The 20,475-nt window shown below is 61.9% G+C and carries 40 protein-coding genes; 27 read left to right on the forward strand and 13 right to left on the reverse strand.

Annotated features, from left to right (window positions below; translation table 11 throughout):
* Positions 1-8: 8 nt before the first annotated feature.
* From PARHAE_RS03635 to PARHAE_RS03680, 13 genes are all read right to left on the reverse strand, one after another.
* Positions 9-833 carry an ERF family protein gene (locus PARHAE_RS03635; RefSeq protein ID WP_126153238.1) on the reverse strand — a complete coding sequence of 275 codons (825 nt, stop codon included), beginning with the start codon at positions 831-833 and terminating at the stop codon, positions 9-11.
* A 99-nt stretch (positions 834-932) separates the two neighbouring features.
* On the reverse strand, positions 933-1,292 hold the full coding sequence (locus PARHAE_RS03640) for a hypothetical protein (RefSeq protein WP_126153239.1): 360 nt from the start codon (positions 1,290-1,292) through the stop codon (positions 933-935).
* Positions 1,292-1,579 (reverse strand): hypothetical protein, encoded by a 288-nt coding sequence (locus PARHAE_RS03645; RefSeq protein ID WP_126153240.1) that lies wholly within the window; start codon positions 1,577-1,579, stop codon positions 1,292-1,294. The genes PARHAE_RS03640 and PARHAE_RS03645 overlap by 1 nt, the downstream gene beginning before the upstream one ends.
* A 1-nt stretch (position 1,580) precedes the next feature.
* Positions 1,581-1,817 carry a hypothetical protein gene (locus PARHAE_RS03650; protein WP_126153241.1) on the reverse strand — a complete coding sequence of 79 codons (237 nt, stop codon included), beginning with the start codon at positions 1,815-1,817 and terminating at the stop codon, positions 1,581-1,583.
* Positions 1,814-2,554: a DUF7666 domain-containing protein gene (locus tag PARHAE_RS03655; protein ID WP_126153242.1), complete on the reverse strand. Its 741-nt coding sequence runs from the start codon at positions 2,552-2,554 to the stop codon at positions 1,814-1,816. The genes PARHAE_RS03650 and PARHAE_RS03655 overlap by 4 nt, the downstream gene beginning before the upstream one ends.
* On the reverse strand, positions 2,554-2,724 hold the full coding sequence (locus PARHAE_RS20955) for a hypothetical protein (RefSeq protein WP_164555127.1): 171 nt from the start codon (positions 2,722-2,724) through the stop codon (positions 2,554-2,556). Before PARHAE_RS20955 ends, PARHAE_RS03655 begins: the two co-directional genes overlap by 1 nt.
* Positions 2,721-3,410, reverse strand: a complete 690-nt coding sequence (locus tag PARHAE_RS03660) for a hypothetical protein (RefSeq protein ID WP_206436850.1) — start codon at positions 3,408-3,410, stop codon at positions 2,721-2,723. Before PARHAE_RS03660 ends, PARHAE_RS20955 begins: the two co-directional genes overlap by 4 nt.
* Positions 3,410-3,580 carry a hypothetical protein gene (locus tag PARHAE_RS20960; protein WP_164555128.1) on the reverse strand — a complete coding sequence of 57 codons (171 nt, stop codon included), beginning with the start codon at positions 3,578-3,580 and terminating at the stop codon, positions 3,410-3,412. Before PARHAE_RS20960 ends, PARHAE_RS03660 begins: the two co-directional genes overlap by 1 nt.
* Positions 3,577-3,753 (reverse strand): hypothetical protein, encoded by a 177-nt coding sequence (locus PARHAE_RS20965; protein ID WP_164555129.1) that lies wholly within the window; start codon positions 3,751-3,753, stop codon positions 3,577-3,579. The genes PARHAE_RS20960 and PARHAE_RS20965 overlap by 4 nt, the downstream gene beginning before the upstream one ends.
* A complete protein-coding gene (locus tag PARHAE_RS03665; RefSeq protein WP_126153243.1) occupies positions 3,753-3,962 on the reverse strand; it encodes a hypothetical protein in 210 nt (69 codons plus the stop codon). The genes PARHAE_RS20965 and PARHAE_RS03665 overlap by 1 nt, the downstream gene beginning before the upstream one ends.
* A gap of 326 nt (positions 3,963-4,288) precedes the next feature.
* Positions 4,289-4,690 (reverse strand): coiled-coil domain-containing protein, encoded by a 402-nt coding sequence (locus PARHAE_RS03670; protein WP_126153244.1) that lies wholly within the window; start codon positions 4,688-4,690, stop codon positions 4,289-4,291.
* Positions 4,687-4,938: a hypothetical protein gene (locus PARHAE_RS03675; protein ID WP_126153245.1), complete on the reverse strand. Its 252-nt coding sequence runs from the start codon at positions 4,936-4,938 to the stop codon at positions 4,687-4,689. Before PARHAE_RS03675 ends, PARHAE_RS03670 begins: the two co-directional genes overlap by 4 nt.
* Positions 4,939-5,182: 244 nt before the next feature.
* Positions 5,183-5,569, reverse strand: coding sequence for a helix-turn-helix transcriptional regulator (locus PARHAE_RS03680; RefSeq protein WP_164555130.1), 387 nt, complete (start codon positions 5,567-5,569; stop codon positions 5,183-5,185).
* Positions 5,570-5,578: 9 nt separating this feature from the next.
* Between PARHAE_RS03680 and PARHAE_RS03685 the strand changes: the two genes are divergently transcribed.
* The 27 genes from PARHAE_RS03685 (at position 5,579) to PARHAE_RS03805 (ending at position 20,451) form a co-directional block, all read left to right on the forward strand.
* Positions 5,579-5,788, forward strand: a complete 210-nt coding sequence (locus PARHAE_RS03685; RefSeq protein WP_164555131.1) for a helix-turn-helix domain-containing protein — start codon at positions 5,579-5,581, stop codon at positions 5,786-5,788.
* 79 nt (positions 5,789-5,867) lie between these two features.
* Positions 5,868-6,131 carry a hypothetical protein gene (locus PARHAE_RS03690; protein ID WP_126153248.1) on the forward strand — a complete coding sequence of 88 codons (264 nt, stop codon included), beginning with the start codon at positions 5,868-5,870 and terminating at the stop codon, positions 6,129-6,131.
* Positions 6,128-6,550, forward strand: a complete 423-nt coding sequence (locus tag PARHAE_RS03695; protein WP_126153249.1) for a hypothetical protein — start codon at positions 6,128-6,130, stop codon at positions 6,548-6,550. The genes PARHAE_RS03690 and PARHAE_RS03695 overlap by 4 nt, the downstream gene beginning before the upstream one ends.
* Before the next feature lie 40 nt (positions 6,551-6,590).
* Positions 6,591-6,821 carry a hypothetical protein gene (locus PARHAE_RS03700; protein ID WP_126153250.1) on the forward strand — a complete coding sequence of 77 codons (231 nt, stop codon included), beginning with the start codon at positions 6,591-6,593 and terminating at the stop codon, positions 6,819-6,821.
* Entirely contained in the window at positions 6,818-7,021 is a 204-nt protein-coding gene (locus tag PARHAE_RS03705; RefSeq protein ID WP_126153251.1) for a hypothetical protein, read from the forward strand. Before PARHAE_RS03700 ends, PARHAE_RS03705 begins: the two co-directional genes overlap by 4 nt.
* Complete coding sequence (locus PARHAE_RS03710; protein WP_126153252.1) at positions 7,018-7,374, forward strand: hypothetical protein; 357 nt, start codon at positions 7,018-7,020, stop codon at positions 7,372-7,374. The genes PARHAE_RS03705 and PARHAE_RS03710 overlap by 4 nt, the downstream gene beginning before the upstream one ends.
* A complete protein-coding gene (locus PARHAE_RS03715; protein WP_126153253.1) occupies positions 7,374-8,189 on the forward strand; it encodes a DUF1376 domain-containing protein in 816 nt (271 codons plus the stop codon). The genes PARHAE_RS03710 and PARHAE_RS03715 overlap by 1 nt, the downstream gene beginning before the upstream one ends.
* A gap of 8 nt (positions 8,190-8,197) precedes the next feature.
* Positions 8,198-8,851 carry a hypothetical protein gene (locus tag PARHAE_RS03720; protein WP_126153254.1) on the forward strand — a complete coding sequence of 218 codons (654 nt, stop codon included), beginning with the start codon at positions 8,198-8,200 and terminating at the stop codon, positions 8,849-8,851.
* The gene (locus tag PARHAE_RS03725) at positions 8,848-9,147 is read left to right on the forward strand and encodes a helix-turn-helix domain-containing protein (RefSeq protein WP_126153255.1); all 300 of its coding nucleotides are present in this window, start codon (positions 8,848-8,850) and stop codon (positions 9,145-9,147) included. The genes PARHAE_RS03720 and PARHAE_RS03725 overlap by 4 nt, the downstream gene beginning before the upstream one ends.
* Positions 9,144-9,491 (forward strand): hypothetical protein, encoded by a 348-nt coding sequence (locus PARHAE_RS03730; RefSeq protein WP_126153256.1) that lies wholly within the window; start codon positions 9,144-9,146, stop codon positions 9,489-9,491. Before PARHAE_RS03725 ends, PARHAE_RS03730 begins: the two co-directional genes overlap by 4 nt.
* Entirely contained in the window at positions 9,488-9,862 is a 375-nt protein-coding gene (locus PARHAE_RS03735; RefSeq protein ID WP_126153257.1) for a hypothetical protein, read from the forward strand. The genes PARHAE_RS03730 and PARHAE_RS03735 overlap by 4 nt, the downstream gene beginning before the upstream one ends.
* A complete protein-coding gene (locus PARHAE_RS20970; RefSeq protein ID WP_164555132.1) occupies positions 9,859-10,035 on the forward strand; it encodes a hypothetical protein in 177 nt (58 codons plus the stop codon). Before PARHAE_RS03735 ends, PARHAE_RS20970 begins: the two co-directional genes overlap by 4 nt.
* Positions 10,028-10,312, forward strand: coding sequence for a hypothetical protein (locus tag PARHAE_RS03740; RefSeq protein ID WP_126153258.1), 285 nt, complete (start codon positions 10,028-10,030; stop codon positions 10,310-10,312). Before PARHAE_RS20970 ends, PARHAE_RS03740 begins: the two co-directional genes overlap by 8 nt.
* A 52-nt stretch (positions 10,313-10,364) precedes the next feature.
* Positions 10,365-10,883, forward strand: a complete 519-nt coding sequence (locus tag PARHAE_RS03745) for a hypothetical protein (RefSeq protein ID WP_164555133.1) — start codon at positions 10,365-10,367, stop codon at positions 10,881-10,883.
* A gap of 469 nt (positions 10,884-11,352) precedes the next feature.
* On the forward strand, positions 11,353-11,514 hold the full coding sequence (locus PARHAE_RS20975; protein ID WP_164555134.1) for a hypothetical protein: 162 nt from the start codon (positions 11,353-11,355) through the stop codon (positions 11,512-11,514).
* A 39-nt stretch (positions 11,515-11,553) separates the two neighbouring features.
* Positions 11,554-11,904 (forward strand): HNH endonuclease, encoded by a 351-nt coding sequence (locus tag PARHAE_RS03750; RefSeq protein ID WP_126153260.1) that lies wholly within the window; start codon positions 11,554-11,556, stop codon positions 11,902-11,904.
* Positions 11,905-12,022: 118 nt separating this feature from the next.
* Positions 12,023-12,583: a hypothetical protein gene (locus tag PARHAE_RS21315; protein WP_206436851.1), complete on the forward strand. Its 561-nt coding sequence runs from the start codon at positions 12,023-12,025 to the stop codon at positions 12,581-12,583.
* Entirely contained in the window at positions 12,583-14,259 is a 1,677-nt protein-coding gene (locus PARHAE_RS03760; RefSeq protein ID WP_126153261.1) for a terminase large subunit, read from the forward strand. The genes PARHAE_RS21315 and PARHAE_RS03760 overlap by 1 nt, the downstream gene beginning before the upstream one ends.
* Positions 14,260-14,285: 26 nt before the next feature.
* Complete coding sequence (locus PARHAE_RS03765) at positions 14,286-16,223, forward strand: phage major capsid protein (protein WP_126153262.1); 1,938 nt, start codon at positions 14,286-14,288, stop codon at positions 16,221-16,223.
* A gap of 49 nt (positions 16,224-16,272) precedes the next feature.
* Positions 16,273-16,494 carry a hypothetical protein gene (locus tag PARHAE_RS03770; RefSeq protein WP_126153263.1) on the forward strand — a complete coding sequence of 74 codons (222 nt, stop codon included), beginning with the start codon at positions 16,273-16,275 and terminating at the stop codon, positions 16,492-16,494.
* A 2-nt stretch (positions 16,495-16,496) separates the two neighbouring features.
* A complete protein-coding gene (locus PARHAE_RS03775; RefSeq protein WP_206436852.1) occupies positions 16,497-17,831 on the forward strand; it encodes a phage portal protein in 1,335 nt (444 codons plus the stop codon).
* On the forward strand, positions 17,828-18,784 hold the full coding sequence (locus PARHAE_RS03780; protein WP_126153264.1) for a collagen-like domain-containing protein: 957 nt from the start codon (positions 17,828-17,830) through the stop codon (positions 18,782-18,784). Before PARHAE_RS03775 ends, PARHAE_RS03780 begins: the two co-directional genes overlap by 4 nt.
* Positions 18,784-19,068, forward strand: a complete 285-nt coding sequence (locus tag PARHAE_RS03785; protein ID WP_126153265.1) for a phage gp6-like head-tail connector protein — start codon at positions 18,784-18,786, stop codon at positions 19,066-19,068. The genes PARHAE_RS03780 and PARHAE_RS03785 overlap by 1 nt, the downstream gene beginning before the upstream one ends.
* Positions 19,065-19,385: a phage head closure protein gene (locus PARHAE_RS03790; RefSeq protein WP_126153266.1), complete on the forward strand. Its 321-nt coding sequence runs from the start codon at positions 19,065-19,067 to the stop codon at positions 19,383-19,385. Before PARHAE_RS03785 ends, PARHAE_RS03790 begins: the two co-directional genes overlap by 4 nt.
* A complete protein-coding gene (locus PARHAE_RS03795; protein WP_126153267.1) occupies positions 19,382-19,786 on the forward strand; it encodes a DUF3168 domain-containing protein in 405 nt (134 codons plus the stop codon). Before PARHAE_RS03790 ends, PARHAE_RS03795 begins: the two co-directional genes overlap by 4 nt.
* Positions 19,761-20,261, forward strand: coding sequence for an HK97 gp10 family phage protein (locus tag PARHAE_RS03800; RefSeq protein ID WP_164555135.1), 501 nt, complete (start codon positions 19,761-19,763; stop codon positions 20,259-20,261). Before PARHAE_RS03795 ends, PARHAE_RS03800 begins: the two co-directional genes overlap by 26 nt.
* Entirely contained in the window at positions 20,254-20,451 is a 198-nt protein-coding gene (locus PARHAE_RS03805) for a hypothetical protein (protein WP_126153269.1), read from the forward strand. The genes PARHAE_RS03800 and PARHAE_RS03805 overlap by 8 nt, the downstream gene beginning before the upstream one ends.
* The last annotated feature ends 24 nt before the right edge of the window (positions 20,452-20,475 follow it).

The raw sequence follows: 20,475 nt of genomic DNA on the forward strand, positions 1-20,475 counted from the left end.
TGGGATCCTCAATACGGAATTTCGTTCGCGTCGATCACGACAGGCTTGCGGGATTTGATGGTGCTGTTCAGGCGCTTGATGATCTGGGTGAAGTCATCGGGGTGCAGTTCTTCGATGTGTTCGACGCTGTATTGAGAAGCGATCCGATCCAAAGGGACGCCAGCTTCATCAGCCTTTGCTTGCAACTGTCGATACTGATCGGCGGTGATCGTGTTGCTGCGCTGAACCGACTTGTGATCTTCTTGGGTTGGCGCATCATCCCGGCGCGGCGCGGCTGATTGGGCGTCGTCGTCAACCTCTGCCGACAAGCCTAAGGCGGCCTTGAGCGTATAACGCTGCAAGTAGGTGACGGCGCTTCCGACAGCCTGGAACGGGTTTTTGCTGCCCGATCCATCCGGCGCACAGGTCAGCGACGTTTCCTCGCTATGCCCGTCGGCATGGGCGATGATGCAAGTGACACGAACCCCGCCATTGCCCTGATCGGTGCGGAACCGGTAGGACAGTCCGAACTGCGAAAGGATGGGGTCGATCACCTTGGCGATGCCCGCCAGCGTTTCATGCTGATAATGGGTGCGCTTGCCGTCCTTGGTCCTGAAATCGACCGTGGCATCCTTCATGATGGGTGGTATCTGCGACCGAGCCGCTGCCAAAGCGCGCGCGAAAGAGATCCGGGCGTTGTCGCGGTCATGATCTCGCTTGAGGGCAAGCATCCGTTCCAACTTGTCCAAGTCGGCATCAGGGTTCAGGACCAGGCGCTCGATCATGCTAACCATAGGGTCGGCAGGGAGATGGGTGTTCCCTCCGGCCTCGTCGTGCTTGGCAATAGCGTTCATTTGTCGATCCTTTTGGTTTCCGGGATGCCGGTGGCGGCCTAGCAGGCTACCGCCACCGGCTTGACCGCGCGCAGGGAGGACACGCGCGCGGATCGAGGATTATCGGCTGCGGGGATCCCGCAGGTTGTCGGCAAGCGCCCTGATCTGTTCGACGTAAGCGGCGGCGGCGAACTCGATTTCCGTCGCAACTTCGTCCAGGTCATCGGCATCCCAAGGCGGGCTGTCATAGAGAGGGCCTGCCTTTGCCAGAGCGTTCAGCAGGTCGTTCGTCGCCCGGTCGCTGTGCGGCAGACAGGCCATGAGCCGCACCCAATCCGGCGAATGGCGGCCGGGGGATGCCTTCTCGGCCAGCTTGTGCAAGAGGCCGGAAATGTCGTGCCGGTCCAGACCGCCCACGGTCAGAGCGCAGTTGATCGCCATCAGGTCGGGATGCAGTGTTGCGATGGGGGCGTGCTTCATCACTGGTCCTCCTCGTGCGGGATCATGTTGCGGCCGGATTGCAGCATGTCGCTGCCGTCCGTGGGCTTGTAGCGGGACCGGAACACAAAAGCGTCTGGTAGAGCGCGCTCTGCCTGCATGGCCTCGGTCAGGCTGGCGTGGATCGTGTATCCGAGACCGGGGCGATACAGGCGGAAGCCATGGTTTCCGTCCTCAATGAGAGCGGCGCCCCGATGCCAGGTGCCGTGGTCTGCGTCATAGGTCCAACGCCAGCGGAGCCGCAGGTAGGCGATAAGGTCACGGATCATGTCACCGGCCCTCCGCCAGAACCGCGCTGCACTCCGCGCCATAAAGCGCACGGGCAGCGCAGATCGGATGCGGTTCGGTTGCGCGAAGGTAGGCGATGACAGCGATGTTGGCCGCGACCCAAGCTACCGTGCTGATCACCAGCACACCCACGCCTGCGATCTGCCAGCGGGTCATTCGGTCCAAGCCGTGGCGGTCCTTCCGCCAGTCCTGGATTTCGTCGAAGCTGGGTCTGGTCATTGCGCGACCTCCACCAGCTTACCGCCTTTGGCGTGATACCAGGTGTCAGCCTTGATCCCGTCCTTGCCGACGATCCCGCAGGCGACTGAAAGGATGGGGCCGTCCCACGTCTCGCGTTCGACCGCGAACAGGGCGTTGCCTTCCTTTCCTTGGACCTGACCGAGATAGCCCGACGCGGTGGCCGCGCCCTGATCGCCCGACGCGGTGGCCGCGCCCCGATAGCCCGACGCGGTGGCCGCGCCCTGATAGCCCGACGCGGTGGCCGCGCCCTGATAGCCCGACGCGGTGGCCGCGCCCCGATAGCCCGACGCGGTGGCCGCGCCCTGATAGCCCGACGCGGTGGCCGCGCCCTGATCGCCCGACGCGGTGGCTAGACCATTGTCCTTGACCGCAACCGGGCCTTCCAGGGAGGCGCGGGCCATCACCCAATCCACAGCTTCCTGGGCCAGTTCGCCCAGTCCGATCTCCCGCTGAACCGTCAGGATTTCAGCGGCGATCTTGTCGCTTTCGCGGTCGGTCTTGCCGTTAACCTCTACCACACAGAAGCGGCTTCCGGCGGGAGGGTAGAAGCTGAACACCGCCAGCGGATGAACATCCTCGGGGATGGCGTGAAAGCCGCCGACGCAGGCTTCGACCGTGCCTTCGTGCTTGTAGGTCTCGCCGACAGCAAACTGGAACCCACGGCATTGCAGATCATGGTCGAAGCCTTTTATGGCCTTGATCGGTTTGTCGGCCATCACCGCGTCCCCTCTGCCAGCTTTGCAGCAGCGATGTGGGCGGGGACGATCTGCTCGTATTCAGAGCTGGGAAGGGTGATGATCCGGTCCCGGCGGATGCGCTCGTTCAGGATGATCAGATCGGACAGCCAGCCGGTGCGGGGCGACACGGGCGCTTGGATCGGGGTCATGCTGCGATTTCCTTCGTCGCGGTTCCCCATTGCTGCGCGAACGCCATGGCAATTCCGGGGTATGTTTCACTGCGCTGGAGCCAGCGATCATCGGTCGGGGTCAGACGGTTCTGGCCGCTGTCGGTCTGGTTGGACCAGCGTTCGACATGCTTGCCGTTGTGGGTGACGATCCGACCGGAAACTCGGCGCGTGGGAGTGAGGCGTGGCAGCCGGTCCAGCCAGAGGCCGGTTCCCTTGCTGGCATCGTCGCCAAACTGATAGGGCTGTATGACCTGATCGGGCTTGCGGATCGCCTTGCTGATAAAGCTGGTGGCGGGGTTCTCGATGGCCTTGGGATAGGGCAGCGCCATGATGCGGCGCACATCGTCCAAAGCCTTCTCTCGGGCTTGGCGGCGGGCTTCTCCGGTCAGGGTGCCGGGTTTGACCTTCTGGTGATAGCCGACGCGGGGGTATCGGTCGAAGTCGGGATCTGAAAAGGCCCAAGCCGCGCTGCACGTCAGATAGGTGCACATCGGATGGAAGATGCCCCAATCCCAACGCCAGTTGACGACGTCCCAGATGTCGTCCTGAATGTGCCAGTAATGGTCGGCTGACCGAATATCACAGGTGACAGCCTCGATACCCATCCGACGCAAGGCCGTGACCGTGATCGGACAGCGGGAGAAGCCGATAAGAACGCCACCCATCACGCAGCACCCACGATGTAGCTGTTGGAGCGGTCGCCAGCCTTGAGGCGGTTGGCTTCGTCCATCGCCTCGCCGGGCGTCAGGTGCCCGCTGACAAAGACTTCGTTCTGCGGGGTCTGGCCGCGCTGGATACGGTCACAGCGGTAAACGGCCCAAGGCATGTTGCTCATTTCGCCACCTGCGCAATCCGGGCCGACAGGCGATTGGCCCAATCGGTCTGCCGTGCGGCGAACCGGAACTGATGCCGCGTCTGATGAACGGCATAGGCAGCGAGGCGGATGGTCTGTTTGCGGTTGTAGAGCAGGCCGTCAAGGCTGCGGGGGAAAAGGATGGGGATCGGCATCACGCGTCCTCCGCGATCAGGTTGCCGTCAGCATCCAGGATGCCCAGCAGTTCGCAGGCGTCACGCCACGCACCGAGCGGCGCGGCATAATCGGCGCCCTCGTGCCAGAGGCAGGGACCATCTTCGCAGCGATCTTCGGAAGGATCGCGATCCACTTCGGTCCAGCCGTGGGCGCGGGCGATTGCTTCATAGTCGGGATTGGCGGTCATTTCGGTTGTCCTCCTGTGATCCCGCGATCTGCGCTGTTGCCGTCAGGCGGTTGCGTGTCTTCGGCGGGTGGTAGGACAAATATGCATGTGGTGCATTCGACAGTCAAGCATAAAATGCATGACGTGCATCGAATTCTTCCTGTCCCTGATTCGCCCGTGCTATGGTGCAGGTGCTGGCGGTCGCGAACTGCGCATGGAGCGCGGGCTACCTACCCAAGGACACGACCGGGGAACCGGCTGCGGGTCGATCCCCGCCGTGGCCGTCAGCGCAGCAAAAAGCCCGCCTGGTCGGGCGGGCTACTGTAGTGACGGTCGGTTGGCGCGGACTATCCGGCAGCGTAGGTGATCGCCGCGATCAGGGCGCCAAGTCCTGCGAACAAAAGCGCCGCAATCCCCATCTTCGAATTTATCATGCTGTCCACCTTGTCGGGGGTGGGCATATCACGGGCGCGATCCATGACGCGTTCCATCCGCTCCTCAATCCGGGCCTGCGAAGCGCCGATGAGAGATGTCCGATCTTCAAGCCTTGTCTGTGACGCCTTCACATCGGCGATATCAGAAGACAGCCGATCAAGGCTGATGTCTACGCGCGCAAAGGCTTCTTCAAGTCGGGACAACCGCTGTTCCATAGGAGGCAATGTGCCATCGCCATCACCATTTTTCAATGCGTCACGACCCAGCTGCCGTCTGCGCTCGGTGAATTTGGGATGTGGATAGCCATCGGTCATCTAGGCGCGTCCTCCCCCAGTAGCGTATCCCTGTTATCAAAGATTGTATTGGTGATTTCTTCTCGGGCAGCCTTACCTTTGTCAGTTCGATCAAGGAGATGCACCGCAAAACTCAAAGCCATTGCGTCTTGGCTTGCCAGTTGCTTCACCCAATTCCAAAGGGCCAGGTTGGATGCTTCCAACATCTCAATCCGTTCGACTGCCTTAGCTAGCGTTTGCTTGAGCAACTGCTCGTCGTCCTCGGTCAATCCCATTCCTCCATCGGCTGCGTCACCTTGTCGGCCCATTCGTCCAGCAGCTTCGCCGCAACGCCCTGTTTCCGGCTGATTCTTCCACAAGCAAATGCGGTCAACCTGTCCGTTCGACAGTTGCGCGGTCGCGGATGTTCTGGGAAAGTTCTCGCCGGGAGCACAGGTCTGGGTGGGACGATGACGGAAGAACAGGAATTTGCAGCGGCGCTTGCGAAACTAACGGATGAGCAAATCAAATGGCTCATTGCGCAGGCGACGGCGGCTGGCTTCCTGCCTCAATCGCCAAGGCCGACAGAACCTTGCGACGGGACGCATCAGAAGACCGAAACGCTATGACCAAGAGGGCTTCTTCAGCGGTTCTTTCATCGCTGAATAGGTCCGACAGCGTGACCCCCAAGGCGTCGGCGCATTTGATATAGGTTTCCAGCCTGGCGCTACTGTGCATTTTTTCGGCGCGCTGGATCGTGGCCTGATCCACGCCGACCAGTTCTGCCAGTTGTTGTTGGGTCAGCCGCTTCGCTGTGCGGTAAGTGCGCAAATTCATGGCGGCATCATGCGCGTGATGCATGATTGAGGCAAATGCACGAGGTGCATTGAGAGTGTTGACCTCTTTATGCATCTGGTGCATTATGCTGCCATGTCCAAACTCACCCATTATCTTGCGAAGGAAGGCCTCACGCAGCGCGCGTTTGCCGCTCGCGTGTCCGTCGATCCGAGCATCATCTCGCGCCTGACGCGTGAGGAAATGACCCCTGGCTTGCAACTGGCGGTCGATATTGAACGCGAGACCAATGGCTTCGTCCCGGCGTCAAGCTGGGTCGAGGCAAGCCTTAAGCGGGCGGGGTGACAATGCATCATACGCATTCACCTGTGTGCGCCAATGCAGTCCTTCAAGCATCACCTGTAAAAAAGACAACGGGTGCCGCGTGAGCGCCCGCCTGTCCCCCAGATCCCAGACCATCGCATTCCGTGCATGGCAATGGTGCGAGGCGTTCGGCTGGGAACACACGCTGGCCGAAATCGCGGGCGCCATTGACGAAAGCCACAATGCCGTTCGCGCGGTGTTTGTTCTCAAGGGCTGGATGGGCCGTGTCCGCAAGGTCTCCCCCGATTACGCGGGCGGACTGTATCATCGCCCGACGTTCATCCCCGGCGACAGCGCCCTTGGCGATCTGGAGGCATGGGCATGACCGATGCAGGCATCCACTGGTTCGAGGGCCTAGGCTTCCGCCCGGCCGTCTGGTCGCCCCCGCACCGCGCCGATGGCGTGGATTACCCGCGACTGATCGTCGCGCCTGATGCGGACGTGCCGCTGGCGAAGGTCGATCCCTACGCGCACATCCCCGCCTCCGGCTATGCCTGGGGGACGTGGATCCCCGCAGATGCCGCCGCCGCGCCGCAGATCGCCTCGCCGTCAACGCAGGTCCAGCAGGTCGCATCGTCCATCGCCATGCCGCCCTACTGGCCCCCGCAGCCGTCCTATCCCTGCCGCTGCATCACGCCGCCGGTTGATGTGCCGCCTGTCGCCCCTGTGCCGGTTCCTGCGTCTGGCGTCCTGCTGATCGTCGCCCTTGTCGGGCTGGGGATCATCAGGGGGAGGCGCGCATGACCCACTCCATCCATCATGTCCCTGTGGGCGAGGGGTAGGCATGCTGACCTTCCGCCAGGATTTCCCGCCCCATGGCCGCATCGTCGCCCTGCTGTCGGAGATCGAGGCAGGCGTGATCTTCCCCGGCCAGCCCTGCCGCTGGAGGCTTCTGCTGGATCGGCACGGATCCGAAAAGACCGCCCGCACCGATCTGGCGGCAAAGACCGCTCTAAACGACGCCCTGCGCGACTGGCTGCGCCGGGCGGGGCTGGATCGGAGGATTGCAGCATGACCCCCGAACAGCAAAGCATCGCGTTCATCAAGGCAGCCCGTGGCGGCAAGTTCACCACCGCTGAAATCGCAGAACGTGCGGGCCTGACGCTGGATCAGGCCCGTGACGTGATCGCGCGTGGTCGGCAGGCCAAGCGCATCGAGATCCACGACGAGGATCGACAGCACGTGTGGATCGAAATCGTGGAGCCGAAGGCATGATGGCGCAGATCGCAATCGACTGGCCTGCCCAGCCTTTGTGGCCGAACCGAAAGGCTCATTGGGCCAAGAACAAGACCGCCCGTGATGCGCAGCGTTCGGCCGCATTCTTCATCGCCAAAGCTGCTGGATGGGAAAAGCCCGCGCATCCCGTCCATGAGGTCCGGTTGTCCATGACGTTCTGCGGGCCTACCGCCCGCCGCTTCGACCTGGACGGCGCACTATCCGCCATGAAGGGCGCCATTGACGGCCTGTCCGCCTGCCTAGGCGTGGATGACAGCCTGTTCAGCTACACCCTGCGCCGGGGCGAAAAGTGCAAGAGCGGCGCGGTCATCGTGACTGCGGAGGTGGCGTAATGAGCGCCTACTACAAGATGGACCCCGCCGACTGGGATTTCCGCACCGCTGAACTGTCGCTTGAGGAAGAAGCGGCGCTCCTGCGCATCATCAACGCGATCCACAAACACGACCAGCCCGTGCCGAACAATGATCGTGTTCTAGCTGGCCTGTTTCGCTGCTCCACACGGAAGGCGCGGACGCTCCTAAACGCCCTGATCGAAGCAGGTGAACTGAGGATCGAGGACGGCCGGATCACCAACGACAAGGCCATTTCAGACATAGTTCAGCGCGGTTCCGTGTCCGGTTCGAGGGCCGAAAGTGGCGCGAAAGGTGGACGAAAGAGGGCTGAAAACGCTGCTAAGGCATTGTCCGATAATGAATCGGGCCAAGCAATTGCTTCAAGCAGAATAGAAGAGAATAGAATAGAATATGGTGGTGGTGGTAGCGCGTGCGCGCGAGAGACCGTTCCTTCCTCAGAAAGCCTTTCGGTTCGAGAACGCATCCTCATTGCCATGGGGCTTGGCGCTGACGGCGTAGTCGGCCCCAGCAAGTTCATTGGCACCCCGTCTGATGTGGCCGAAGCCAACCGCTGGCTGGCTATGCCCGGCATGTCGATTGAGGCTGTCGAGGCTGAGATTGCCAGCATCATGCGGGGCAAGACCGATGGTCCTCCAAGCCGGTTTTCCTACTTCACCAACGCCATGACGCGCCTGAGCGCCGCCCTGTCCGCGCCGCCGCTCCGCGCTGCTGAAATCCTTCCCCTTCACCAGAACCATGCCCGGCCCACCGGCCACGGCATCCGCGCCCAGATCCCGGAGAAATACCGCCAATGAGCAATTCAATGACTGCCGACATCACGATGCGCGTCAATGCTTGGCTGGATCGTTTCAGCCCGCCGCGCCAGATCGCAAACAATCCCCAAGCCATGCAGGATGATGCCAACGCCATTCTGCGCATCTTCCTGGATCACGCCCCCGATGACGGCTGGCAGGGCTGGTTCGAAGATGCCCTGCGCCGCTTGGAAGCCAGCATGACGACGCGAAGCTGGCCCGCCCCCGGTGAGGTGGTTCGGGCCTGCCGTGGTGCAGAACGGCCCCAAGAACAAGCCGGGCCGAACGCCCGGGCCGAAGTCGCAGCGGTTGATGCCTTGATCGGATGGTTCCAGAAGTTCGGAACGCAGATGCCGGGCATGGGTAACGGCTTCCGCACCCGGAAGATGGTCGAGCGGGGCATCTTCAAGGATCTGGCCGAAGCCCGCTTCCGTGGCTTCACGCTGTTCCCCGATGATGAGCGCGAAATCCTTGCACGCAGGGCCGAGCAGTCCCGCCGTGGTGATCCGCTGTCGTCCATCCTCGGTGATGCAGAATATCGCCGTCATGTCGCCGTTCTGGCGAACATCTGGGGCGTGTCGGAAGCCGATGCCGAGGATCGCGCCCGCCAATCGCCCGAACTGCAACAGCCTGATCTTAGCGCAAACCGGGTGGCCGCAGAATGACCTACCAATCCCACAGCTTCCTGACCGAAGAAGATCGCGCCCAGATCCGCGACATCCACAAGCGGGCCAGCATTCGCCAGATCACCCGCGAAGTCTGCGAAGAAGCCGAAATCCCGGTATGGCTGGTTCTCGGCCCTGGCAGGGATGCCCACCTGTGCCGCGTTCGGGAAACGATCTACGACATCGCCACCCGTCACGGTTTCAGCCTGTCGCAGATCGGCCGCGTGTTCCAGCGCGACCACACCACCGTCATGAGCGGCCTTCGCAACATCCGCAAGCGGAGAGGCGAGGCATGAAGGCTCATATCAACGCCTGCCCAGTCTTGGGACCGGATGGCACCCTCTACATTTCCCACGGGGCTGCTGCAAAAGCCTTAGGCGTGTCGAAGCGAACCATCGGCTATCACCTCGATACCTGGGGCAATCTGGACCGCCTGGGCCGTGAAGCCGCCCGTCTGAACGCATCCCGCCGCCGCCCAATCACCATCGGCAATCGCCAATGGCCCTCCGTGGCAATCTTCGCAGACTACATCGGCCATCGGCGTGAAACGGTCCGCAACTGGGTCCGCAAAGGCGACATGGACCGGATCATCGGTGCGCTGATGAAGGCTGATGCCCAGCAGCGGAGGGCAGCAGCATGACCCTCACAGCCCCCAAACACTTGCGCGGCCGGATTGGAAACCATCGACCGGAACTGTTGGCAGAGCGGGCCGAATGGATCCGGCAAGTCAAGGCGAAGGGATGCAAAAGCACCGAAATCTCCGCTGCGTTAGGCATCAGCTACAACGCCGCGAGACAAGCCGCAGCGAAGGCGGGATGCGGCCGCGTCAGCCAGCAGACCATGGACGTGCTGTGGAAGCAGGGCATCAAGATTGGCCCGCCGAAAAAGACCGTTGATGGGATGTCGGTGAGAGGCCGCGCCCGGCTGGCGGATGAAGCCGCGCGAACAGGCAAGCCCTTGCTGCACGTCATGGCCGATTTCTGGGAACAGCATCACGGAGCGCAGGCATGAGCCAACACGACCCCAAAGCCCGCATCCAACGCCAGCGCGACAGCCGCAAGCAGGAACGCCGCCAGGAGCGACACACCGACAACGCAGCCATCCGCGATCAGGTGAGAGCATTGGGCGGCGGCGATCTGGACCATTGGGACTCCGACAGCGAGAGAGGGCAGGGCGATGAGTGATACCATGACCCCCGAACAACTGGCAGAAGCCATCCTCTCCGCTGCTGGATCGGGCCTGCGCCATTACACCGTCACCAGCAGGCAACGCATCATCGACGCAGCAGAGGCACAGATCGCCACGTTGCAGGGCATCCCGGTCGGGCTTGGCGTCTTGGAGTTGCCCGCAGCGCCTCTAGAAGCCGCCCCACAGCCCCGCAACGACCCTTCCGGGTATGCGGAGCCGTCCGACACTATCAACGCGCCTCACGGGGCGGAAAACGGGGCCGACAATGGCTAAGACGAAATCCCGCAAGCTTGCCAGACAGCGCAAGCAATCACTCGCTGGCGTCATGGCCCGGCGCAAGGGTCGCGTCACCATGCCGGAAAGCCCTTGGGATCACGGCGCAACAGGGCAGGCCAACCGCATGGGGCTTATCATCGAGCAGCGCGGGGATATTGACCCTGACACGGGCGAGACGATCAACCCGAACGGGATCACGGGTGCCCGCCGCATCGACCTGCTGCAATACTGGCACAAGCGCGGCAGCATCAGCACGGGCGGATACAACGCCGCCGTCATGCTGCGGGACGCATTCGAGGCTACCATGCGCAGCAAGCCATGCCTGCCCGACAATGACCGGGTGCAGTCCAGCCCCAAGCCGGACCATGCTGTCACCATCCAGATCGACCGCATCAGCCGCTATGAGAAGCTGGCCCGGCATGTTCACCCGCAAGACAAGACGCTTATTTCCGCCTGCGTCTTGGACGGTCAGCACCCGTCGCGCATCTATGGCGCATTGCGGACGCGGGAAGGGCTGGCCCATCTGCGGGAGGCCCTAGACCGGCTATCGGACGCCATGTCGAGATAAGGGGTTGCAAAACGGTAGGAACTGTGCGACCAAATAATCGCGCGCGAGGTTTGGCTACAGGTCTGCTTTGCGCTGCGGCTCTGCTTCGGCATCCGCGTTAAGTCCAGGTTAAGAGCCTGGCCGGTGGGTTGATCGCCACCGCTTGTAATTCAGCGCGGCCCGAGAGATCGGCGCCGCGTTTTCGTTAGCCGCTCTGATGCAGACTGCCTCGTAAGTCGCCTGGATGCTGGGCGCGGATAGAAGGGATGGGCTATCCCGGTCGGGCAGTCTACATGAGCGCGGGCATACGCAGGACGGTTGCAGCAATGCCCCGTCACGGCCCGGCCCCGATGCTGCGATAAGGGGTTCCGCTCAGTTCATCAGCGTCCACATTCACCCCGTGGGCAAAGGACGCTGACGGGCCAAACACAAGGCCGCTCACCCACGGCAAGGCCGGATAGCCCAACCATACAGCGAGGCGGTTATGCCAATGTTCATGGAAGCCGCAGGTGGCAGGATCATCAGCCGCACCACCGGGCAGGAAGTGCTGCGAGTGGACGTTGACGCCCTTATGGTGGATGAAGCCCGCAAGGTGATTGATGCCATCCTTCCCGCGCTAGAGGAAGCATTCTCCCGCAAGCCGGAAGGCTGACCTTGCCCCGCAAGTGGGACGGTAAAGGCAGCAGGCACGATGGCTAAGCTGCCCACGCAGACGCCCCGCCTGACGGCCATGCGCCCCACGCTACAGGCGCCCAAGGATGAGGAAGGCCGGGCGCGGCACCGCAGGCAGGCCAGCCCTTGGCGAGCATGGTATAACACCGCCCGCTGGCAGAAGCTGAGATGGCAGGTGCTGGTGGATGCGATGTTCACCTGCGCCATGTGCGGGAAGATGGAAGGGCAGAGCCGAAACCTGGTGGCTGACCACATCACCCCGCACCGTGGCGATGAGGCGTTGTTCTGGGACCGGCAAGGCATCCAGTGCCTGTGCAAGTCTTGCCATGACAGCCGAAAGCAGGCGATGGAGCGGCGAGGCGAGGTGTAGGGGGGGGGCGTCCCCGAGTAAAAATCGGGCTGATCCCACGGACCCGCGGCCCACTCATTCCGAGATTTTTTCCCTGCTGGGGAGTTGGAGGGTGCGCACTCGCTGCGCACTGTGAAGCATGGCCGATGAGAAAAAGCCGATTGACTGGCCTTCCATCCGGTCTGACTGGTCGCAATCTGACAAGAGTATCAGGTGGTTGGCAGACTGGTATCAGGTTTCTGAGTCTGCAATTCGCAAGAAAGCAAAGCAGGAAGGTTGGCCTGATCGCCCCGAAAAGGCGCGCAAGCCGGTGCGCACCTCCGACGCACCGCGCACTGAGCCGGTGATGATGGCGGGCGTTGATGCTACCGATCCAGAGCAGATCGTTGGCAAAGGCCACAACCTGATCTTCCGCTTGCTAGATGAACTGGACGCCACGACGACCCATCACACGCAATTAGCGGAGATGATCGAGGCGCATGAGGAGGACCCTCGCCGCCGTGCCGCGATGATGAAGGCTATCGAACTGCCCGGTCGGGCGAACGTCATTAAGGCGCTGGCGACGGCGTTCAAGACTTGGAATGAGGCGCAGGCTCCAGAGGGAAAGAAGGCGCAGAGGCAGGCCAATGCTGAAAAGGTGGCGGCTGCGGGAAGGTTCGCTCCGCGAGGTGGTCCTAAACTGGCGGTTAATAACGGCTGATGGTTGAGTGGTCCACCGAGTGCAAGGACTGGTCTGATCGGATCGTTCGGCGGCAAAGCCTGATCCCCTTCGACCCGCTGTTCCAGTCGGAAGCGGACTATGCGCTAGGCGTGTTCAAGTCCCTGCGGGTTGCGGACATGCCCGGCAAGCCGACCTTTGGTGAGGTCTGCGACCAGTGGGTGTTCGACTTCGTGGCTGCGATCTTCGGGGCGAATGACCCTGAGACAGGCAACCAACTGATTAGCGAGTTCATGCTCCTGATCAGTAAAAAAAATAGCAAGTCAACCATTGCCGCTGGGGTGATGCTGACGGCGCTAATCATCAGTTGGCGCGAGGAAGAAGAACTGTTGATCCTGGCGCCGACGATTGAAGTTGCCGGGGCCAGCTTCAACCCTGCCGCTGCGATGGTGCGGGCTGATGAGGAGCTAAGCGACCTTCTGCATGTGATTGACCACCAGCGGACCATTCGGCATCGGGTCACAAGGTCATCCTTGAAGGTGGTCGCGGCTGATAACGATACCGTGTCGGGTAAGAAATCGGGCCGCATCCTGATTGACGAATTGTGGCTGTTCGGATCGAAGCCGAAGGCCGATGCGATGCTGCGAGAAGCAACGGGCGGATTGGTGTCGAGGCCAGAGGGCTTCATCATCTACCTGACCACGCAATCGGACGCGCCGCCTGCTGGCGTGTTCAAGGACAAGCTGGACTATGCCCGCGATGTGCGGGACGGCAAGATTGATGACAGGCGGTTTCTGCCGGTGCTGTATGAGTTCCCGCAGGCACTGATCAAGAAAGAAGCCTACCTAGACCCCGCCTATTTCTATGTGACCAACCCCAACATGGGTCGGTCGGTCAGCCAGGAATGGCTGGAACGGGAAATGGGCAAGGAAATGGCGAAGGACGCTGGCACGCGGGCGACCTTCCTAGCCAAGCACCTGAACGTCGAAATCGGGATGAACCTCCGGGCCAACCGATGGCCCGGCGCTGATTATTGGGCCAAGCGGGGCGACAAGGCGCTGACCTTGGAAGAAGTGCTTTCCCGGTCTGAGGTTGTAGTGGTGGGTTTGGACGGCGGCGGCGCGGACGACTTGTTCGGTGTCGCCGTGGTTGGGCGTGACAAGGAAAGCAAGGACTGGCTGGCGTGGCATCATGCGTGGTGCCACAAGGGAGTGCTGGACTTGCGCAAGAGCATCGCATCCCGCCTGCGGGATTTCGAGGCGGAAGGCACCCTGACGATTGTTGGGGATGAACTGGATGACATCAGGCAGATCGCTGAACTGGTGGACGACATCAATCAGCGTGGGTTGCTGGCATCGGTCGCGGCCGACCCTGCCGGGTTGGGCGAAATGATCGACGCCTTGGCGGAAATCGACGTGACCCCTGAGAACGGCAAGGTCATCGGCGCTCCCCAGGGCTATGCGATGATGAACGCTATCAAGACGGCAGAGCGAAAGCTGATCAACGGCACACTGCGCCATGACGGGTCCGCGCTGATGGCTTGGTGTGTCGGCAACATCAAGATCGAGCCGACCGCAACGGCGATCAGGGCAACGAAAGCGAACGCTGGGGATGCCAAGATTGACCCGGCAATGGCGTTGTTTGACGCTGTGACGGTGATGAGCCGCAACCCGGAAGCGCCTCGCCCGCCGCAATACCAAATGCTGATCGTCGGCTGACAGCACAAATCACTTAGGAGGCCGCGATGGAAAATCGTGCCTATTCGGTCTTGGAGATCAAGGCCGTTGACGACGACGCGCGGGAAATCCGAGGCATCGCCACCACCCCTGCGCCCGACCGCGTGCAGGATGTCGTCGTGCCGGAAGGCGCCAAGTTCGCGCTTCCCCTTCCTCTGCTGTGGCAGCACGACGCATCGCAGCCCATCGGCCATGTGACGGAAGCGACGGTAACGGCCAAGGGTATCGAGGTCGTCGCCAAGATTGCCAAGGGCGTTGACGCCGAGATTGACCGGGCATGGAACCGCATCAAGGCGGGTCTGGTGCGGGGTCTGTCCATCGGCTTTCGCGGTCTTGAGAGCGAGGATATCCCCGGTTCCTGGGGTCGAAAGTTTACTTCGTGGGAATGGATGGAGTTGTCAGCAGTGACGATCCCGGCGAACGCCGAGGCGTCCATTCTTGCGGTCAAGCAATACGACACTGAGCAGCGGGCCGCGTCAGGCCAGAATGCTGTTGGGTCGGAAGTCGGCGCGTCTGCCGTCCCTGTCAAATCTGCAAATGGAGACAAGCAGATGTCCAAGAAGACCTTTGCCGAGCAAATCTCGGCATTTGAGGCCACGCGCGCTGCCAAGTCGGCCCGCATGGCTGAACTGATGGATGCATCGGCTGAAAGCGGTGAAACGCTCGATGCGGAAGGTGCCCAGGAATACGATGACCTGAAAGGCGAGGTGAAGTCGATTGACGAACACCTGAACCGCTTGCGCGACATGGAAAAGCTGGCCGTTAAATCGGCGGCTGACGTGACCAATGCCACCACCACCAAGGCATCGGAAGGCGTTCGCACCGTTGCTGCGGTGAAGGGCAACAACCTGCCCAAAGGCACCGCGTTCACGCGCTACGCCATGGCGCTGATGGCCGGTAAGGGCAACCTGATGCAGTCGGCGGAAATCGCCAAGCGTTGGGATGATACCCCCCAGGTCGAAACCGTGCTGAAAGCCGCTGTTGCGGCGGGCACCACGACCGACACGAACTGGGCAAAGCCGCTGGTCGAATACAGTAACATGGCAAGCGAGTTTGCCGAACTGCTGCGCCCCGCGACCATCCTTGGCCGCATCGACGGTCTGCGCCGTGTGCCGTTCAACATCAAGGTGCCCCGGCAGACCGGCGGCGCGTCGGCAAGCTGGGTCGGTGAAGGCGCCCCCAAGCCCGTGTCGTCGCTGGCGTTTGACAGCATCACCCTTGGTCACACCAAGGTTGCTGGTATCGTCGTGATGACCGAGGAACTGGTGCGGTTCTCGAACCCGGCTGCGGAGGACATCGTTCGCCGCGATCTGGTCGAAACCATCGGCGGCCTTATCGACAAGGACTTTGTTGATCCGGCCAAGGCTGCGGTTTCGGGGGTTTCGCCCGCCTCGATCACCAATGGCGTGACCCCGGTTGTCGCCAGCGGCACGAGTGCGGATCACCTGCGGGCTGACGTTCAGGCGCTGATGGCGAAGTTCATCACCGCCAACATGTCGCTGTCGGGCGCTGTCTGGATTATGACCGAGACGCAGGCGCTGGCAATCGCCATGCTGCTGAACCCGCTTGGTCAGCCGGAATTCCCCGGCCTGTCCATCAGCGGCGGCACCGCTGGCACCTTCTTCGGGATCCCGGTCATCCTGTCCGAGAACATCCCGGCTCAGTCGGAAGTCACCGGCCCGCCCGCCATCCCGGCAGGTTCGCGCATCATCCTGGCGAAAGCCTCGGAGATCATGCTGGCCGATGACGGGCAGGTGATGCTGGACGCCAGCAATCAGGCTTCGCTGCAAATGGATAGCGAGCCGACGAACCCGCCCACCGCGACCACCGTCATGGTGTCGCTGTGGCAGATGAACATGGTCGGCATTCGCGCCGAGCGGTTCATCAACTGGACCAAGCGCCGCGCAGGCGCTGTTCAGTATATCACGGGCGCAGCTTACGCCTGACCCTAACGGCGGGCGGGGAAACCTGCCCGCCCCTCAACAGGAGGCTGGCATGATTGCAGTCAAGGCGATGCGCTATGCGGGGCAATGGCTGTCCCCTGGCGATGAATTCGAGCCGAAATCGGAACGCGACGCGCGTATTCTCCGGGCTATCGGAAAGGCGGCTGACGGGGATGTGCCGGAAGTCGAGGACAAGGCCGAGGATAGCAATGCAGATGACGACAAGCCCAAGAAGCGGGCCTATCGTCGCAAGGACATGAAGGCCGAGGACTGATCGTGCGCATTTTCGGCCTCGACATCACCCGCAAGCGCGTGCAGCCCCAACAGGTCAGTTCGCGCGGGTTCTGGGGCTGGATACAAGAGCCTTTCACAGGCGCTTGGCAGATGAACCAGGAGATCAAGCTGGACAGCGTGATGACATTCGCCGCTGTCTCGCGCTGCGTGTCGCTGATCGCTGGCGATATTGCCAAGATGCCGGTTCGCATGGTTGAACTGACGCCGGATCGCATCTGGGCCGAGAAGGACAACCCGGCTTACAGTCCGGTGTTGCGCAAGCCGAACGCCTACCAGAACCGCATCCAGTTTTTCGGGAATTGGATGGAAAGCAAGCTGATCCACGGGAACGCCTACGTTCTCAAGCAGCGCGATCAGCGGGGCGTTGTGTCTGCGTTGTTTGTGCTGGACCCCCGGCACGTCAAGGTTCTGGTCGCGTCGGATGGCGGCGTTTACTACGAACTGGCCCGCGATGACCTGTCGCGGCAGTATGAAACCAGTGTGACCATCCCGGCCAGTGAGATAATCCACGACCGCTGGAACACGTTTTATCACCCGTTGGTTGGGATTTCCCCGATTGCGTCCTGTGGCATCGCGGCGGCGCAGGGGCTGGCGATCCAGAACAACAGCGCGCGGTTCTTCAACAACAACAGCAATCCCGGTGGAGTGCTGACGGCCCCCGGCGCGATTTCCGACGAGACGGCGGCGCGTCTGAAAGCCTATTGGGATACGCAGTATTCCGGGGAGAACGCGGGCAAGGTCGCGGTCCTGGGCGATGGCTTGAAGTATGAGCCGATGGCGGTCACTGCGACGGATGCGCAATTAATCGAGCAGTTGAAAATGTCGGCTGAGATGGTCTGCACGGCGTTTGGCGTTCCGGCCTACAAGATCGGCGTCGGACCTGCCCCGGCCTATAACAACATCGAAGCCCTGAACATGCAGTATTACACCGATGCGCTGCAAATCCATGTGGAAAGCATCGAAGAATGCCTGGATCAGGGGCTTGGCATTTCCCGCCCGCTCGGGACGGAATTTGATCTGGATTACCTGTTCAGGATGGACACGGCAACGATGGTCAACGCGGAGGCGGAAGCCGTCAAGTCGGGCATCAAGGCGCCCAACGAAGGCCGCAGGCGCTTGAACCTTCCCCCGAAAGAGGGCGGGGACAGCCCCTATATGCAGCAGCAGAACTACAGCCTTGAGGCATTGGCGCGGCGCGACGCGCAGCCCGACCCATGGGCGCAGCCTGAACCGGCTGCGGAGCCGACCGAAGCCCAAGAACGCGCCTTCGTGGCGGAAACCCTGCTTTCTATGCGGAAGGCGATGGAGGCAGCATGATCGACGCAAAGGCATTCGGCGCCGAACTTGCCGACATCGTAAAGACGGCAACGGCGCCCCTGCTGCGTCGGATAGACCAGTTGGAAAAGCAACTGGCCGAAATTCCCGCCGTTCGAGATGGCAAGGATGGGGCCGATGGCCGCGACGGGGCCGATGGCAGGGATGGTGCCAGCGTATCGCTGGATGATGTCTTGCCCGCCCTTAAAGATCAGGTTGCCGAATATCTCGCCAGCATCCCGGTGCCGCAGGACGGCAAGGACGGTGCTGATGGCAAGGACGGTGCGAATGGCGCCAACGGGAAAGACGGGTCCAGTGTCTCGCTGGATGATGTCTTGCCGGTCCTAAAGGGCCAGGTCTCTGAATACTTGACCAGCATTCCCGCGCCCCGCGACGGCAAAGACGGGGCCGATGGTAAGGACGGCGAAAAAGGCGATCCTGGCCGCGACGGGCTGGACGTGAAAGACTTGTTCCGCGCTGACGGGGGGCGCCTTGTGGCTGTTATGAGCGACGGCACCACGAAAGATCTTGGTGAGTATGTCGGCAAGGACGGGAAGGCTGGCGCTGACGGTAAAGACGGTGCTGATGGCCGCGACGGCTTCGGGTTTGACGACCTGACGTTTGAGCAGACAGGCGAACGGTCTGCCGTGCTGCGCTTTGCCAAGGGCGAACAGGTCAAGGAATTTGCTATCGTTCTGCCCGGCTTCGTGGATCGTGGCGTATGGAAGGATGCGGAAGCGTATCAGCTCGGCGACGGTGTGACCTATGGTGGGTCGTTCTGGATCGCGCAGTCTGGGGCTGAGGGGCGCCCGGATACTGGCAAGGGCTGGCGTCTGGCAGTCAAGAAGGGCCGCGACGGCAAGGACGGCAGGGATGGCGAAAAGGGCATCCAAGGGCCGGAAGGGAAGCCGGGCCGCGATCTGACGCAGCTAGGCGGTGACGGGAGCAAGTGGTAATGCCCCTTGTCTCGCTGGAAACCCTGAAGTTCCGGGGCAAGATCGACTATACCGAAGCGCAGTTGGCCGTTCTGCTGGCTGACGCCGAGGCCATCGTGATCGACTATCTCAAGCGTCCCGATCACGGCTGGACCGAGAGCACGGTGCCTGGCGAGGTGCGGGCAGCCATCGTTCGCGTGGCCGTGCTGATGCTGGATCAGACGACCAGCGACAAGCCGGTGCAGTTCCTCGACGAGGGGGTTGTGGCGCTGCTGGAGCGGCACCGTGACCCGGCGCTGCGATGAAACTGGACTATCGCGCCGCGTTCGCCGCGCCTGTTGAGGCCCGCGACGATGACGGTCAGGTCGTGCAGGACCATCAGGAGCAGTTCACCGTCTGGGCTGGCATCCGCTGGCTGCGCGGCGGTGAAAGCGTCATGCAGGCTCGGATGCAGAGCCGCAGCCCGGCTATCCTGACCGTGCGCAAGACGCCGGACACGGACCGCATCACGTCCGAATGGCGGGTGCTGGTGGACGGGCGGGATTTCGACGTGAAGGAAGATCCCCGGCCTTCGGATGACCGGGGCTATCTTGAGATGCTTGCCGAGGACAGGGGCCAATGAGAGCCGGTCGCGTCCTGCGCAAGATCGTGATGGATCGCATCATCGCCCAAGTCCCCGCGCTTGACGGGCGGGTCTATGACAAGGCGACGGAAGAAACCGCTTCCCCTTATGTCACCCTTGGGCCGTCATATTGGAGCGACAATTCCGCTGATTGCATCAAGGGCCGGTTGCAGACGTTGCAGATCGACGTGTGGGCCGATCAATCGAACAAAGGTCGGCTTGAGGACGTAGTGGATGACATTGCCGCCGCGCTGGATGGTTGGGCGGATACCGAAGCCCTGACGATGCACACGCTGTCTGTGTCGATTGCCCGCGTCATGGATGACCCAAGCGGCGCTGTTCATGGGGTTATCCAAGTGGAGGCCCTGCTGGAAAATGGCCCAACTCAACCCGAGAATTGAAGCGAAGCTGAAACAGATCCCGGCAGTTGCGGTGGAAGCGGCGCGGGAGGCGATGGAAGAGGGCGCCAAGGAAATCGTCAGCATGATGCGGGCGCTGGTTCCCGAGAAAAGCGGGAAGCTGCGGCGCAGCATTGGTTGGACGTGGGGCGAACTGCCCCCCGGCACCTTCATGATCGATGAAATCCGCAGCGGGACGAACAAGGGCGACCAATACGCCACGATGCGGATCAAGATATACGCGGGCAGCAAGGAAGCCTTTTACGCCCGCTTTATCGAGTTCGGCACGCGGCCTCATTCATTGCAGACCAATGCGTCGGTGGATCGAGGCTTACGGCAGAATGAAGGCGAATGGCACCCCGGCGCCCCAGCAAGGCCGTTCTTCTATCCGATATGGAAGAAACAGCGCAGCGTGTTCATTCGCCGCATTCAGACGCGCGTGCGGGCTGCCATTCGAGAGGCTTGGCGCAATGGCTAAGGCGATCTTCACGGGTGAGTTCCACTATTCCAGCCGCAAAACGCATGTCGGCTGGTCGGCTTATCCCAAGCCAGAGCCGCAGCATTTTCCGCGCGAGTTCATTGACGCCGCCGTTAAGGCTGGCCGCGCGACAGAGGTTTTGCCGAAACGGGCAAAAACGGCCAGCAAGGGCCGGAAATCGGGCGACTGAGTTTCAGGCCCTTCACCAGCAACA

Source organism: Paracoccus haematequi, assembly GCF_900631945.1.
Lineage (GTDB): Bacteria > Pseudomonadota > Alphaproteobacteria > Rhodobacterales > Rhodobacteraceae > Paracoccus > Paracoccus haematequi_A.